The following is a 14,550-nucleotide window of genomic DNA, read 5'->3' on the forward strand; positions in this document are numbered from 1 at the left end:
TAATATTAATATAATCATTACATGGAGTATTTTAATGTCTGAAAATAAAAGAATAGATTTACACACTCACAGTATATTTAGTGATGGAGAATTATTACCATCCGAATTAGCAAGAAGAGCCGAAGTACTAGGTCACAAAGCATTAGCAATAACAGACCATGTTGATGCATCAAACATACAAGTAGCATCACAAATAGTTGAAGCAGTAAATGATATAAGAGACAACTGGGATATACAGGTTATACCAGGAGTAGAAATTACTCACGTACCTGTTGAAGTAATTGATAAACTAGCAAACAAGGCAAGACAATACGGTGCAGAAATAATAGTTGTGCATGGAGAAACAATAGTTGAACCAGTAAGACCTGGAACTAACAGAGCAGCAGCAGAATGTCCAGAAATAGATATTATTGGACACCCTGGATTAATCACAGAAGAAGAAGTGCAAATAGCAATAGATAATGATGTGTCATTAGAGATAAGTGCACGTAAAGGACATTGTCTCGGAAATGGTCACGTAGCAAAACTGGGACTTGACATGGGAGCAAACCTGGTACTGGATACGGATACACATGCTCCTGGTGACTTAATTGATTATGCATTAGCTGAAAGAATTGCTAAAGGTGCTGAAGTTCCTGAAAGTGAAATTCCTAAAATATTAAAAGATAATCCTGAGAAAATACTTAAAAAACATGGATTAATGTAAAAAAACGAGTTAGTACGATGTTGTATATGTTAGTACAACATCATTTTCATCTATTTTTTCTATTTTTTTTAGTTCTAGTTTTACGCATTCATTTATGCTGAATCCTTTTCCGTCAACGAATGTTTTTGATTTTGTGCCACCCAATATTTTTGAACCAATACATATAGATACTTCATCAATTAATTGTTCCTTAAACATAGAGAAGTTTAATGTTGAACCTCCCTCCAATAATATTGATTTTATACCCATATCATATAATTTACTCAAAGCTTCCTTCAAGTTAACATGATTCTCTCCACAAACAAGAACCTCACACTTCTCACGCAACTTCCCAACAGCATCCTCAGAAGCACCACTAGAAACAACAACAACAGTCCTAGCATCACCATTCAACACCAAAGAATCAAGAGGCGTACGAGCATTACTATCAACAACAATCCTAACAGGATTATCCTCCTTACAAGCATCAATCTTATGAACAGTTAATTTAGGATTATCAATAACAACAGTATTAATCCCAACCATAATACCATCATACTGCTTCCTAAGCCTATGAACCCGAACTAAATCAGCACTCCCAGAAATCTTCATAGAACTATCCCTGGTAGCAATCTTACCATCAACAGTCATAGCAGAATTCAATAACACATAAGGCTTCAAAAACAAAACACCCCACTACTCATAATTAACCTTCAAAGCCTTAAGAGTGTTAATAATATTCTCACCATTCCTAACAGCATTAATCAACACTTCCTTAAAACCTTCACGAATAAGCAAATCATTCTGAATAATCCATAAAATAAGATCAGGATGCTCAGTTAATGTAAGACTCCCAAAAGGAATCTCCCTAGAATTCTTATCAGTAAAAATTGCTATATGTTTATCACCATCAACCTCAATTGCCTTAATAGTTATAAGCAAATCATCATTTTTAACACTAAAATAATCCCCAACCTGAGCTAAATCCTTAACAGAATCCTCAATTTTCTCCAAGTTTTCCTTAATCTTAGTCTCGTATTCAATTCTTTTCTCAACATATAACTTTAACATTTCATCTTGTTGCATAAGTATCACTTACAGATTATAAACATTAATAGCATTTTTTTCAGTTTGTTTTTCAATTTCACTAAATTCTATCTTCTTAGTCCTTTCTATTCTCTCAATAGTTAACCTAATATTAGATGGCTGATTAGCCTCACCCTTAACCGGTGAAAGATAAGGACTATCTGTTTCAGTCAACATATTCTCTAATGGAACTGCCTTAATATTCTTTTTATGCTTCTTGGAAAAAAGAGCATTAGTTGCAAAGGATATATAGTAACCACAATCCACAGCCTCTAAAGCAGTAGTCTTAGTACCACTAAAACAGTGAAATATAACATCAGGTATTCCCGGGTACTGTTTAACTATTTCAAGTGCATGCTCTTCAGCTTCACGTACATGTAAAACAATGGGCATATCATATTCTGTTGCTACTTCAAGCATTCTGTGGAAATTTTTATGTTGCCTGTTAAGTTCGTCTTCGCTCCTGTTTTCAGAAAAATCTAATCCAATCTCTCCAATTGCCTGAATGTTGTCAAGATTATCTATTATCTGCTTTATAGTTTTATCTGTAGTTTCCTTATCATCTTGACCTGCATATACCGGATGATAACCCATAGTACACTTTATAAAGTTTTCATATTCATTTTTTAATTTTAATGACCTGTTATTTCCTTCTATGCTAGCTCCACAGTCCACTATGTATTTGAATTCTTCCCGGCATTTCTTTATTATTTCATCTCTTGTTTCATCAAAGTCTACGAAATTAAGGTGACAATGTGAGTCAATCATATAATAATCTCCCTTCTATTATCTTATTTTCCAAATCTTCTCTGTCTTTTAGTGTATGATCGTATTGCCCTAAGGAAGTCTACTTTTCTTAGTTCTGGCCATAAACTATCTGTAAAGTATAGTTCTGAATAAGAGGACTGCCAGAGTAAGAAACCACTTAAACGTTCTTCTCCACTTGTACGTATCACAAGGTTTGGATCTTCTAGTCCTGCAGTGTATAAGTTATCATTTATCATGGTTTCATCAATGTCTTCGGGACTGATTTTTCCTTCCTGCACTTCTTTTGCAATTTTTCTAAAAGCGTCCACAATTTCTACTCTACCATCGTAACCCATTGCAATATTGATTAATCTTTTATCATATTTTTCTGTGGATTTTTCTGCATCTTTTATTGCATCTCTCACTTCTTCAGGGAATAAATCTAATCTGCCTACTGCTTGTAGTTTTACTTCGTTTTTGTGTATTTTCTTGTTTGTGCTTATGCTTAGGAAGCTGTCTACAAATAGTTTCATGAGGTCTGTTACTTCTTTTTCATTTCGTTTAAAGTTTTCTGTTGAGAATGCGTATACTGTTACGATGTCTATTCCTAAGTCTATACACCATTCCAGTACATTTTCTAGTGTGTCTACTCCACGTTTATGACCTTCTATTGTACTCATATTTCCTTGTATCTTGGAGTATCTTCTGTTTCCATCCATGATGATGGCTACGTGTTTGGGCATTTTATCTTTGTCCAAGTTTCTAGAAATGAACCATTCATAAACTGAATATAATGGTTGTAATAAATTCATTTTTTTTAGTCCTCTTGTTCTTTTTTTTCTATTAGTTTTTCCATTAGTTTTATGGAGTTAACATATCCTTGTATGCTTTGTGAACGTGATGTATCAATAAATAATTTGGGTTGGTTTAATGTTAATGCGCCGTTGCTTTTTATTCCTGCTACTAGTACTAGGCTTCTGAATATCAGGTTTCCTATGATTCCGTCTGGTGTTATTATGATGTTTGCTTTGTCTTTTATTGCTTCTTCTATTAGGATATGGTAGTGTTTTATATTATATTTTGTTCCTAGTTGTTTCACTATTTTTTCGCATTCGTTTATGCTTTCATCTATTTTTTGGCTTCTTCCTTTGTCGTCTTGTCTTCCACCGGATATTAGTGCTATTTTGGGTTTGTAGCCTAGTTTTTGCATGGTGTTTGAGCATTCTTGTATAATGTTTATTTTTGAGTTATATGTGTCTCCTTCGTCTATTCCTACTGGTGTTAGGAGTAGTGGTTGGTTGTTTATTTCTAGTAGTGATGCTCTGAAGATGTTTGGGTTTTCTTTTTTCAGATCTTTTATTATGTTTGATTTTAGTGAGCCTCTTATTACTCCGTCTATTTCTGGATTGTTTAGATATTCTAGTAGTTCTGTGTTTGTTTTTGCTATGTTGATTTTGTAGGGAAATTTGTCTATTGCTTTTAAGACGTTTTTATTTTCACCTAGTCCTATTGCTATTTTCATTAAATTACCCATTTGTTGATATTTTATAATATATTATATTTATCTTGTATTGTATTAAAAATTTTCTTTAATAATAAATTAGAACTATTAACTTATAAGTTATAATAATAATTGTTTGTAAAACAAAAAAAATATGAAAACATAAAAACCCCATAAAAAAAGTAATAAAAAAAAGAAAAATTATAAGTTCTTAAAAGCTAACTCCATAGCTTCCAAAGTCTTATCCAAATCTTCACGAGAATGCTCAGAAGAAATAAAACCACACTCATACTGAGAAGGAGCAACAAAAACACCATTCTCAAGCAAAGTACGGAAATAATTTAAAAACTCATCACTATTAGCCTGTTGAGCAGTAGCATAATCATAAACCTCATCCTCACTAAAATAAACCTGAGTCATAGATTCAACACCATGCAACTGGAAATCAATATTCAAATCAGTTAAAATATCAGACATTCCACTTCTCAAATACTCACCCTTATCATGAAGATCACGATACAACTTATCATCCAATATCTTCAAAGCAGCAATACCACCATTAATAGACATAGGATTACCACTAAAAGTACCAGCCTGATAAACAGGACCATTAGGAGCAAACTGTTCCATATACTCCTTCTTACCAGCAATAGCACCAATAGGGAAACCACCACCTAAAATCTTACCAAAAGTAACAAGATCAGGAGTAATACCAAAATATTCCTGAGCACCACCCCTACTTAACCTGAAACCAGTAATAACCTCATCAAAAATTAAAATAATATTATTTTCAAGAGTTATTTCCCTTAAAAATTTCAAGAAACCTTCACGAGGAGGAATACAACCAACATTACCCATAATCGGTTCAAGAATAATACAAGCAATATCCTCACCATTTTCTGCAACTATTCTCCTAATAGCTTCCTCATCATTAAATGGTGCAGAAATAGTATTCCTAGTAGCATCTTCAGGCACACCCGGACTATCAGGCTTACCTGCAGCTCCAGAACCAGATTTAATTAAAACAGCATCATGAGCACCATGATAAGCTCCTTCAAACTTAATAATCTTATTCCTATTAGTAACCCCACGAGCTAACCTGATAGCACTCATAGTAGCCTCAGTACCCGAATTAACAAAACGAACCATTTCAGCACAAGGAACTCTACTAATAACTTCCTTAGCTAAAATAACCTCCTTCTCAGTAGGAACACCATAAGCAGTACCTAACTCCAACTGTTCATTAGCTGCTTCAATAAGAGCATCATTAGCATGACCAAGTATCTGAGGACCATAACCAAGACAATAATCTATATACTCATTACCATCAGCATCAAATAATTTTGAACCTTTAGCTTTTTCCACAAAAAATGGGTAAGGCTTAAATGCTCTTATAGGTGAATCAACTCCACCAGGCAAATAATTAACAGCTTCTTCAAATAATTTTTTTGATTTATCTAAATTCAATCTAATATTCCTCCTTAATTTTTTTCCTAATATTTAACAGTGAATTAATTATTGCAACAGCAATAGGCGTTCCTCCTTTAGGACCTGTTGTAATAACATTCGGAATATCCGTCTGAGATAATGCTTCCTTAGAATCAGCTGCTCCAACAAAACCAACAGGTACACCAGCAACCGCTCTAGCATCCATCTGACCCTCTTCAACAAGACGCATCACTTCAAACAATGCTGTAGGAGCATTACCAATGGCAACAACACCCTTAAATCCATCTTCTGCAGCAACTCTCATAGCAGCAGCAGAACGAGTAATTTCCTCTTTTTTAGCTAATTTAACTGCCCTTTCATCCCTAATATAACACATTACTTCACCATCATAACGGGTTATACCAGATTTAACCATATTAATATCGGTAAGTATATCCTCCTTATTGTCAAAACATTTTAATGCTGTTTCAACAAAGGTAGGTGATATTTTAACTAACTTTGCATATTCCGGATCTGCTGTAGAATGAACAACTCTTTCAACAATATCCCTTTCTTCATATGTTAAATCCTTAGTATCTTCATCAATCAATGATTTAATAATTTCCCTACTTTTGTTTGCAATATCATAACCTGGTTTGGTTGATGCACCCATGTTGTACATTAATTTCACATCCATTATATTTTTTAGAAATATTATTATTCTTCTTATTTTTATTTTTCTTTATAATATTATCATATGGTATATAATAATATGATTTATTAATAATTATCTTTTTCTAATCATAATTCAAGATTTATTGTATCTTTTTAATCTAAATTGATATGCAAAAATAAGGATTCTCATAAACTATCATATCTAAAAGATTAATATATTTAGAAATGAATAATAATATATTACATAATAATAGTAACTTTCAACAAATAATCTGATAACATGATAATATTAAGAAGAAACAAAAAAAACATAGAATTATATCCAATCGGTCCAGCAAAAGGGGCATTAAACACACAAAGAAAACCCTTATTTCACAGTTACTTCAAAATCAAGGACATGGACGGAAAAATAAGACCATACAGATTTATCATACAACAAGATAACCTTGAAACACTCAAATCACCAAAAGAAGTAATAAAAATACTAAGAAAACAAAACGTACTACTAGCAACACCAGATGAAGAAATAGAATCAATGCTAAACTCACTAAACATATCATACAAAAACACTCATATCTGCAGACACTGCACATTCGAAGGAAACATAACCATACTAAAAAAATCATCATCATACAAACTATACAATGAATACATCTGCAAACCATGCGCAGAAAAAGAAATTAAACGAATAATGGACCTCAGAGGATATGATGAAAAATCATTCACTAGTTTTAAAAAATTATTAGATAAAACAAATAATCTGGAAAAAGTATTACAAGTATTCGACCCACACTTCAATCCAATAAAACACGACGACCTAACAGTATACGATAAAATAAATGTTAAAAAAACAAAATATCCAAAAATCACAATCAATCAACTCGCAATACCTAAACGATTAAAGAAAATATTATCACAAAAAGTCAAACAATTACTGCCAATACAAATATTATCATTAAATCAGGGATTACTGGAAAACCAGAACTTACTGGTAGTATCAGCAACAGCATCCGGAAAAACACTCGTAGGAGAACTAGCCGGAATACCAAAGGCAATGAATCATCAGAAATTCATATACCTCACACCATTAGTAGCACTGGCAAACCAGAAATACAGGGACTTTAAGAAACAATACGGCCCACTAGGATTAAATGTTGCAATAAAGGTAGGATCAAACAGGGTTAAAGCCAAAGGAGAATTAACCATAGCAAACAAATCAGTAAAAAATGCTGATATCATAGTAGCAACATATGAAGGACTTGACTTCCTATTACGTTCAGGAAACTATCATCAACTCAAAGGAGTTGGAACAGTAGTAATAGACGAAATACACATGCTAGGCGAGGAAGAAAGAGGACCGCGACTAAACGGATTAGTAAACCGATTACTAACAATATTCCCTAAAACACAATTAATAGGATTATCAGCAACAGTCAAAAATTCAAAACAAATAGCTAACGACTTTCACATGAAACTAGTAGAATACAAACAAAGACCAGTACCACTGGAAAGACATTTAATATTCACAAAAAACGAATATGAAAAGAAAGATTTCCTAGGAAAACTAGCACGAAAAGAATTTGATACAAAATCATCCAAGGGATTCCGGGGACAAACAATAATATTCACAAATTCACGAAGAAAAACACATTCAATAGCAAAACAAGTAGAAAAGAAAGGAATAAGCACAGCAGCATATCATGCAGGATTATCCTATTCCAAGAAAGTAAAAATAGAGAAAGACTTCTCAAACCAGAAAATATCAACAGTAGTCACCACAGCAGCACTAGCAGCAGGAGTGGACTTCCCGGCATCACAGGTACTCTTCGAAACACTACGTATGGGAAACAAATGGTTAACCAATAACGATTTTTCACAAATGTTAGGACGTGCAGGAAGACCAACATACCATGATATCGGTAAAGTATACCTTCTACCAGAACTGGGAAAAGAATTCGAGAACGAATCAGAAGAACAGAAAGCCATAGAATTACTTGACAGTGATGTGGATAACATACTAGTCGAATATGATGATGACGAAACAATAGAACAAGTACTGGCCGATATTTCAGCAATACGTAACACAAACATTGATAAATTAGAGAAGAAATATGAAAAAATTGAAACACCAATAGTATTCGAGGATGTTGTAAACACATTAATTGATAAGAAAATGATAATGCAACACCATGATAACAAGTCAATATATCTTCCAACAAAGTATGGACGAGCAACATCAGTATCCTTCCTTGACGTGAATAAGGCAGAATACATAAGAAAACATTTAAAACAAAACCCATTATTAATAGTGGAGCATCTTGAACCATTTGATGGCGCATATATCGGTAATAGGTTAGCCAGTCGCTTAACCAGTGCATTAAAGACGAATGTTAGTTCCAGGTTATTCTCTGATTCAACAAGGGATATTATAACATCCGGTGAAATACTGTCAAAATTAGATGATCAATTTGCTGATAAGCTCATAACATTCCAAATAGACTTCATGACATGTGAATGTAAGGAAAGACCATTTTGCAGGTGTTTAGAAAAGAATGTGTCTAATCGGATAATAAGACAAAGACTTAATGGGTGGGGACCTAACGCTATTAGCAGATACTTCATGACAAATTATGATATTCACATATATCCTGGTGACATATTCAGTTGGCTGGATAGTGTGATACGTATGCTTGAAGCAATATCAAGAATCAGCATGGCATTCAATAATAAAAGAACCAGTAATGAGTGTAAAAAGTTGATTAAAAAAATAGAACAAGGAAAATGATTATAGTAGGAGTTTAATCGTTTCTATTATATTTTTTTCAGCATTATCCAGTAATTCTTCTCCAAAACGTTCATCAACACTAAAACCGTTTTTTTCAATAAGTTGTGCTTCCCTGTTAATTATTGGCTCATTTTCTCTGGCAAGTTTAAGACCTACCATTCCTACTTCGGGATTTTCTTCAAAATTTCCATGTTCTTTTAGTCTTGTTTCATCAATTATTCCTAAAACTTTTCCCATTGATAATTCTCCCGTACATGCATGAGGACCCTCATTTTCTATGATTGAATTATTAAATATTACTTCAAGCCCTGTTTTTTGGGAGATATTATCTATTTCATCTATCAGGAGGTTATTTCCTCCATGACCATTTACTATTATAGCCTTCTTGATGTTAAGTGTTCTTTTTGCATTTATTAGTTGTGGTATAATCTGGGATGTGATTAGTTCATCTTTTTTCAGGTGTATTCCATGTTTAACATAATCATATTCTGTTGCTGCATAGAATATTCCTAGGAATGTTGCACCAGTTTTTGTTGCCACATTTAATGCTACATTTGCTGCTATTTTTGAGTCTGTATCGATGGGTAATGCACTTCCATGATTTTCTCTGTGGGATCCAAGTGCTATTATCCCGATTTCATGGATTTTATCTGATAATACGTTTCCCGATGAGTATTTGAGTTTAATGTCGGTCATTATTTGTCCTCATATGTTAAGTTCCCAGATTAAATCTCCAACATAGTGTAAGTTTTCTATTGCTTTTCCCTTGTTGTTTTCTATCATTTCAGGGCCACTAATTAAACTAGTTCCTATTGCTAATGGTTTATGATGTTTTTCTTCTATTATTACTATTGTTTCACCAGGGGTTATGCTCTTATCTGCATCCACTATTCCTGGTGACATGATATCTGCTCCTTTAATTACAAAGTTGATAGCTCCCATGTCTACTGTTGCATATTTTTCTGTTATTTCATCGTTTACTACTGCATGTAGTGTAGGTATTGTTTTGTTTTCTATTTGCATCAGTAATGGTTCGCCGTCTATCAGGAGAATATCAGGGTAGTCTTCTATTTTAACCAGTTCTACTTGTGATTTTTTGGGGATTATATCCTGATAGTTTCCTAATTCTTTTTTGATTTCTTTAATTTTCTTGTTTTTTAGGAAGTTTCTTTTCTTGATTTTCAATTTTTATTCCTCATACTAATTTATTGTTAGGAATATATTTTTCCCTTCTATTTCTTATTTTGTTTTAAATACTTTATATATGTGAATTCAGGGTTTATATTTTTTTTTAATATTTTTGCCCTGTAGAAATCATATGAATAAAGTGTGAAAAGTAATACTTTTTATCAAAATATTTAAATACTATTATCTAATAATTATTAACTATACAATAAGTAATAATTTATTATCTATATTTAATATTTTATTATTTGGTGTATTTTTTTGAAAGTTGTTATGTATAAGAGTTTTGTTGTTCGTATTTATCCTGATGAGGTTCAGGAGAATTTTTTCACCAATCAGTTTGGTTGTTGTCGGTTTGTTTTTAATACTTTTCTAGATGGTAAAAAGAAAGCATATACTGAAAATGGAGAGTATTTGTCTTTTTATGATTGTTCAGCTATGTTAACTGAACTAAAAAAGTCTAAAACTTGGTTAAAACGAGTTGATTCCACAGGTTTAATTGAATCATTGAAAAATTTAGAAAAATGCATTTAACAGATTCTTTAACCAAATCAGCAAGTATCCACGCCATAAAAATAAATATAATCCAGTACAATCTTATAAAACCAATAATATACAATAACATATATCAGAATTAAGGACAAATTTATTCGCCTTCCTAAGGTAGGTTGGATAAGATATCGTACCCATCAAAAGATAACTGGCCAAATACAATCTGTAACAGTTAAACAAAAAGCATCAGGCAAATATCTTATTTCTATCTTATGTAAAAAATGTTACAAGACATATTTATAAGACTAATAATCGTAGTTGTGGTATAGATCTGGGAGTATCACGTTTTGTCACAATAAACACGGGCAAAATAATACAGTTCCCACAACAAAACAAAATCATACAACTAAACAACAAAATACGAAGATTACAAAGAAAACTATTCCAAAAAAGAACTGGACAGCAAAAACTACAATAAAATCAAAAAGAAAATAGCACAAACCTATGAAAAAATACATATACATACTAGACTATCACTTCTATAAGATAACACAACAATTAACAGAAAAAATACCAAGTAATCTGCATGGAAACACTAAACATCAAAGGCATGCTAAAAAACAGCAGACTATCCCGTAGTATACAAGAAAAATCATGGCACATGTTCACAAAAAATAATAGAACAAAAAGAGCATATGAACACGGAAGAAAACTAATACACATCGACCAATGGTACCCCTCCAGTAAAACATGCAACAACTGCCAATACTACAATGACAAGTTAAAACTCAACAACAGAATATGGACATGTCCACAATGTGGAAACACACATGACAGAGACATAAACGCAGCCAAAAACATACAACGAGAAGGATTAAAAAAAAATATAATTATATAAACAAAGTATTTTATATGTGAACCGAGGGTTTCCCGGAGATCGCCTGTACCACTTACTATGCTTAGCATTAGCGGCAATTAGGCAGGAATCAAATGAAAAATACGATTACTCAATATGAGTGAGAATTGTATTATGATGAAGAAAGGAGAATATTGAAATAAAATATTTCCCTCTGTAAAAAAACTATATTTGGGTTATTACTCATATTTCTCTCAATGCAAGGTTTTCTACAGAGCCAATATTTTTTTGTAGGGCATTAGGCATGTTATGATTAATACTATCATAAGTTTTAATAAATATGAACTTCTAATATATTTAGTAGTATAATATTTATCTGTTGAACCTTAGGTTTTAGATACATTTAAATATAATCTTAAACAAATAAATATATATTATTGATAAGGTGATTAATAGTGAACGATCAGAAAAATAATAACAATACATCTAGACCATTAGATGCATTAGGACAAGCTTTAAATTCTCAAGTTCTCATCAAACTCAAAGGTGGGAAAGAATTTAGAGGAGCTTTACAAAGCTTTGACATGCACATGAATTTAGTTCTCAACGATGCTGAAGAACTTGAAAATGGTGAATCTACTCGCAGATTAGGAGTAGTTTTAGTTCGTGGAGACAACATTGTATACATATCACCAGGATAATTATTTAAAGGACAACTTAGTAGTCTATACTATTAGTATTAATCGTCCTTATTTATAAGTAATACCTGTTAGTTTATATAAGGTATAAAAGGATATATACGCGTGTATCTGTTTGAATAGAATAGAATTCTATTCTCTAGTTTTTACCTTTTTTATAAGGTTATTTTATTATTATTTATTCAATAGAGTTGGAGGTTATACAGTGAAAGGAACACCATCATTTGGGAAACGTAATAAGAAAAACCATATCAGATGCAGAAGATGTGGTAGAAACGCATACAACCCAAACAAAAAATATTGTGCTTCTTGTGGATTTGGAAGATCTAAAAGACTAAGAAGATACAGTTGGCAAAACAAAAAACCAGTTACTGGTAAAAGATTAGTATAGATGTTTATTAGTATAATCTAATACAATATCTTTCTTTGAACTATTTTTATCACATTTATTATAATTTAAACCATTCTTTTTTTAAACAATATTAAGTTTTAATACTAACTATTTTATCCAAAAAATCTTACTAAAATAGTAAACTAAGTATATCATGTTAAACATAAATAGTTAATAGAATATAATAGTATGGAAATTCATAAAAATATTTTTTCATTTTAATTGAAAAAAATAGATTAATTTAATTGAAAATCATAATAAAAAAAAGAAAACATTACTATTTAACAAAAAAAATAAGTAGGTGTCGTATATGTCAAAAGTAAAAATTATCGAAACTGCATTACGGGATGCTCACCAATCACTAATTGCAACCAGAATGAGAACCGAAGACATGGTTCCAATCCTAGAAGATATGGATAAAGCAGGATATTTTTCATTAGAAGCATGGGGTGGAGCAACTTTTGATTCATGTATACGTTTTTTAAATGAAGATCCATGGGAAAGACTAACAACATTTAAAGAACACTTAACAAAAACACCAATACAAATGTTACTAAGAGGACAAAACCTAGTAGGATACAAACATTACGCAGATGATTTTGTACAAGAATTCGTAGAAAAATCATACGAAAATGGTGTAGACGTATTCAGAATCTTCGATGCACTAAACGATTCAAGAAACATGGAAATGTCAATAAAAACAGCAAAACAACAAGGAGCATATGTGCTAGGAACAATAAGTTACACAATCAGTCCAGTACACACAATAGAAAAATATGTTGATTTTGCAAAAGAACTAGCAGCAATGGAATGTGATGCCATAACAATAAAAGACATGGCTGGACTAATATCACCACAAGTAGCTACAGACCTAGTAACAGCATTAAAAGATGAACTAGACTTACCAGTAAACTTACATAGCCACTGTACAAGTGGAATGACCCTAATGAGCTACCAAGCAGCAGTAAACGCTGGAGTAGACATGCTAGATACAGCAATATCACCATTTTCTGGAGGAACATCACAACCACCAACAGAAAGTGTAGTAGCAGCATTAGAATCCACACCAAACGCCACAGGAATAGACCTAAAAATACTATCAAAAATCAAAGAATACTTCGCAGAACTAAACGAAAAATACAACGCACTATTTGACCCACTAGCATCAACAGTAGATACCGACGTACTAATATACCAAGTACCAGGAGGAATGCTATCCAACCTAGTATCACAACTAAAACAACAAGACGCACTAGACAAATATCAAGACGTACTAGCAGAAATACCAAAAGTAAGAAAAGACTTAGGATACCCACCACTAGTAACACCAACAAGCCAAATCGTAGGAGTACAATCAGTAATGAACGTACTAATGGGAGAAAGATACAAAAACGTTACAAAAGAAGTACAAGAATACCTTAAAGGATACTATGGAAGAGCACCAGCAGAAATAAATCAAGAACTATACAAAGAAGCAATCGGTGACGAAGAACCAATCACATGCAGACCAGCAGACCTACTAGAACCAGAACTAGAAGCAGCAAGAGCAAAACTCGAAGAAGAAAACTTAATCAAAAAAGAAGAAGATGTTCTCACATACGCAATGTACCCAACAATTGCAGAAAAATTCCTTAAAGGAGAAGCAGTAGCAGAAGAAATACCAGAACCAAAACTTGAATACACAGCATCCAACATACCAAACTCCTACGATGTAGAAGTAGATGGAGAAGTATTCAGCGTAAAAATATTACCAACCGGTTACATGGAAATGGAACCATCCTCACAACAAATCAAAACATCCATAGAAGGAGCTTTAACATCAGCAATGCAGGGAATGATTGTAAAACTCAAAGTAAAAGTAGGCGACAAAGTTAACGAAGGAGACACAGTTGCAGTACTAGAAGCTATGAAAATGGAAAACGATGTAAAAGCAGACCGTTCAGGTAAAATTACTGAAATCTTCATATCCGAAGGAGACACAGTAGAAAAAGATGATGTTTTAATGGTTATAGAATAACCAC

Annotated in this window: 16 protein-coding genes; 7 read left to right on the top strand and 9 right to left on the bottom strand. The window is 32.5% G+C overall.

Annotation, left to right across the window (positions count from 1 at the left end):
• The first annotated feature begins 34 nt into the window (after positions 1-34).
• The gene (locus tag PXD04_RS20710; RefSeq protein ID WP_323736704.1) at positions 35-706 is read left to right on the top strand and encodes a histidinol phosphate phosphatase domain-containing protein; all 672 of its coding nucleotides are present in this window, start codon (positions 35-37) and stop codon (positions 704-706) included.
• A gap of 9 nt (positions 707-715) precedes the next feature.
• On the opposite strand, the gene PXD04_RS20715 is transcribed toward PXD04_RS20710, so the two are convergent.
• From PXD04_RS20715 to PXD04_RS20745, 7 genes are all read right to left on the bottom strand, one after another.
• Positions 716-1,366: a 2,5-diamino-6-(ribosylamino)-4(3H)-pyrimidinone 5'-phosphate reductase gene (locus PXD04_RS20715; RefSeq protein WP_323736705.1), complete on the bottom strand. Its 651-nt coding sequence runs from the start codon at positions 1,364-1,366 to the stop codon at positions 716-718.
• Positions 1,367-1,381: 15 nt separating this feature from the next.
• The gene (locus PXD04_RS20720) at positions 1,382-1,771 is read right to left on the bottom strand and encodes a hypothetical protein (protein ID WP_323736706.1); all 390 of its coding nucleotides are present in this window, start codon (positions 1,769-1,771) and stop codon (positions 1,382-1,384) included.
• A 9-nt stretch (positions 1,772-1,780) separates the two neighbouring features.
• Positions 1,781-2,539 (bottom strand): TatD family hydrolase, encoded by a 759-nt coding sequence (locus tag PXD04_RS20725; RefSeq protein WP_323736707.1) that lies wholly within the window; start codon positions 2,537-2,539, stop codon positions 1,781-1,783.
• Between the two features lie 23 nt (positions 2,540-2,562).
• Positions 2,563-3,330: a polyprenyl diphosphate synthase gene (uppS, locus tag PXD04_RS20730; protein ID WP_323736708.1), complete on the bottom strand. Its 768-nt coding sequence runs from the start codon at positions 3,328-3,330 to the stop codon at positions 2,563-2,565.
• Positions 3,331-3,335: 5 nt separating this feature from the next.
• The gene (gene mtxX, locus PXD04_RS20735) at positions 3,336-4,040 is read right to left on the bottom strand and encodes a methanogenesis marker protein Mmp4/MtxX (protein WP_323736709.1); all 705 of its coding nucleotides are present in this window, start codon (positions 4,038-4,040) and stop codon (positions 3,336-3,338) included.
• A gap of 180 nt (positions 4,041-4,220) precedes the next feature.
• On the bottom strand, positions 4,221-5,486 hold the full coding sequence (gene hemL / locus PXD04_RS20740) for a glutamate-1-semialdehyde 2,1-aminomutase (RefSeq protein ID WP_323736710.1): 1,266 nt from the start codon (positions 5,484-5,486) through the stop codon (positions 4,221-4,223).
• A 1-nt stretch (position 5,487) separates the two neighbouring features.
• The gene (locus PXD04_RS20745) at positions 5,488-6,129 is read right to left on the bottom strand and encodes a cobalt-precorrin-8 methylmutase (protein WP_323736711.1); all 642 of its coding nucleotides are present in this window, start codon (positions 6,127-6,129) and stop codon (positions 5,488-5,490) included.
• Between the two features lie 273 nt (positions 6,130-6,402).
• On the opposite strand from PXD04_RS20745, the gene PXD04_RS20750 reads away from it, so the two are divergent.
• A complete protein-coding gene (locus PXD04_RS20750) occupies positions 6,403-8,907 on the top strand; it encodes a DUF5814 domain-containing protein (protein WP_323736712.1) in 2,505 nt (834 codons plus the stop codon).
• Here the strand turns inward: PXD04_RS20750 and arfB are convergent, their stop codons facing one another.
• Together arfB and PXD04_RS20760 are read right to left on the bottom strand one after the other, a co-directional pair.
• Positions 8,908-9,603 carry a 2-amino-5-formylamino-6-ribosylaminopyrimidin-4(3H)-one 5'-monophosphate deformylase gene (gene arfB / locus PXD04_RS20755; RefSeq protein WP_323736713.1) on the bottom strand — a complete coding sequence of 232 codons (696 nt, stop codon included), beginning with the start codon at positions 9,601-9,603 and terminating at the stop codon, positions 8,908-8,910. It abuts the gene before it with no gap.
• A gap of 9 nt (positions 9,604-9,612) precedes the next feature.
• Positions 9,613-10,092 (bottom strand): RNA-binding protein, encoded by a 480-nt coding sequence (locus PXD04_RS20760; RefSeq protein ID WP_323736714.1) that lies wholly within the window; start codon positions 10,090-10,092, stop codon positions 9,613-9,615.
• A gap of 261 nt (positions 10,093-10,353) precedes the next feature.
• On the opposite strand from PXD04_RS20760, the gene PXD04_RS20765 reads away from it, so the two are divergent.
• From PXD04_RS20765 to oadA, 5 genes are all read left to right on the top strand, one after another.
• Entirely contained in the window at positions 10,354-10,626 is a 273-nt protein-coding gene (locus PXD04_RS20765) for a helix-turn-helix domain-containing protein (RefSeq protein WP_323736715.1), read from the top strand.
• 544 nt (positions 10,627-11,170) lie between these two features.
• Positions 11,171-11,482: a zinc ribbon domain-containing protein gene (locus tag PXD04_RS20770; RefSeq protein WP_323736716.1), complete on the top strand. Its 312-nt coding sequence runs from the start codon at positions 11,171-11,173 to the stop codon at positions 11,480-11,482.
• Between the two features lie 413 nt (positions 11,483-11,895).
• Positions 11,896-12,141, top strand: a complete 246-nt coding sequence (locus tag PXD04_RS20775) for an LSm family protein (RefSeq protein WP_323736717.1) — start codon at positions 11,896-11,898, stop codon at positions 12,139-12,141.
• A 202-nt stretch (positions 12,142-12,343) separates the two neighbouring features.
• Positions 12,344-12,529 carry a 50S ribosomal protein L37e gene (locus PXD04_RS20780; protein ID WP_323736718.1) on the top strand — a complete coding sequence of 62 codons (186 nt, stop codon included), beginning with the start codon at positions 12,344-12,346 and terminating at the stop codon, positions 12,527-12,529.
• A 310-nt stretch (positions 12,530-12,839) separates the two neighbouring features.
• Positions 12,840-14,546, top strand: a complete 1,707-nt coding sequence (oadA, locus tag PXD04_RS20785) for a sodium-extruding oxaloacetate decarboxylase subunit alpha (protein WP_323736719.1) — start codon at positions 12,840-12,842, stop codon at positions 14,544-14,546.
• Positions 14,547-14,550: the final 4 nt, after the last annotated feature.

It is taken from the genome of Methanosphaera sp. ISO3-F5, from assembly GCF_034480035.2.
Classification (GTDB): domain Archaea; phylum Methanobacteriota; class Methanobacteria; order Methanobacteriales; family Methanobacteriaceae; genus Methanosphaera.

Bases quoted from the DNA above. Each gene is read 5' to 3' on its own strand.
- arfB (WP_323736713.1), bottom strand. From the start codon at position 9,603: ATGACCGACATTAAACTCAAATACTCATCGGGAAACGTATTATCAGAT.
- mtxX (WP_323736709.1), bottom strand. From the start codon at position 4,040: ATGAAAATAGCAATAGGACTAGGTGAAAATAAAAACGTCTTAAAAGCA.
- PXD04_RS20725 (WP_323736707.1), bottom strand. From the start codon at position 2,539: ATGATTGACTCACATTGTCACCTTAATTTCGTAGACTTTGATGAAACA.
- PXD04_RS20710 (WP_323736704.1), top strand. From the start codon at position 35: ATGTCTGAAAATAAAAGAATAGATTTACACACTCACAGTATATTTAGT.
- PXD04_RS20720 (WP_323736706.1), bottom strand. From the start codon at position 1,771: ATGCAACAAGATGAAATGTTAAAGTTATATGTTGAGAAAAGAATTGAA.
- uppS (WP_323736708.1), bottom strand. From the start codon at position 3,330: ATGAATTTATTACAACCATTATATTCAGTTTATGAATGGTTCATTTCT.
- oadA (WP_323736719.1), top strand. From the start codon at position 12,840: ATGTCAAAAGTAAAAATTATCGAAACTGCATTACGGGATGCTCACCAA.
- PXD04_RS20745 (WP_323736711.1), bottom strand. From the start codon at position 6,129: ATGTACAACATGGGTGCATCAACCAAACCAGGTTATGATATTGCAAAC.
- PXD04_RS20770 (WP_323736716.1), top strand. From the start codon at position 11,171: ATGGAAACACTAAACATCAAAGGCATGCTAAAAAACAGCAGACTATCC.
- PXD04_RS20750 (WP_323736712.1), top strand. From the start codon at position 6,403: ATGATAATATTAAGAAGAAACAAAAAAAACATAGAATTATATCCAATC.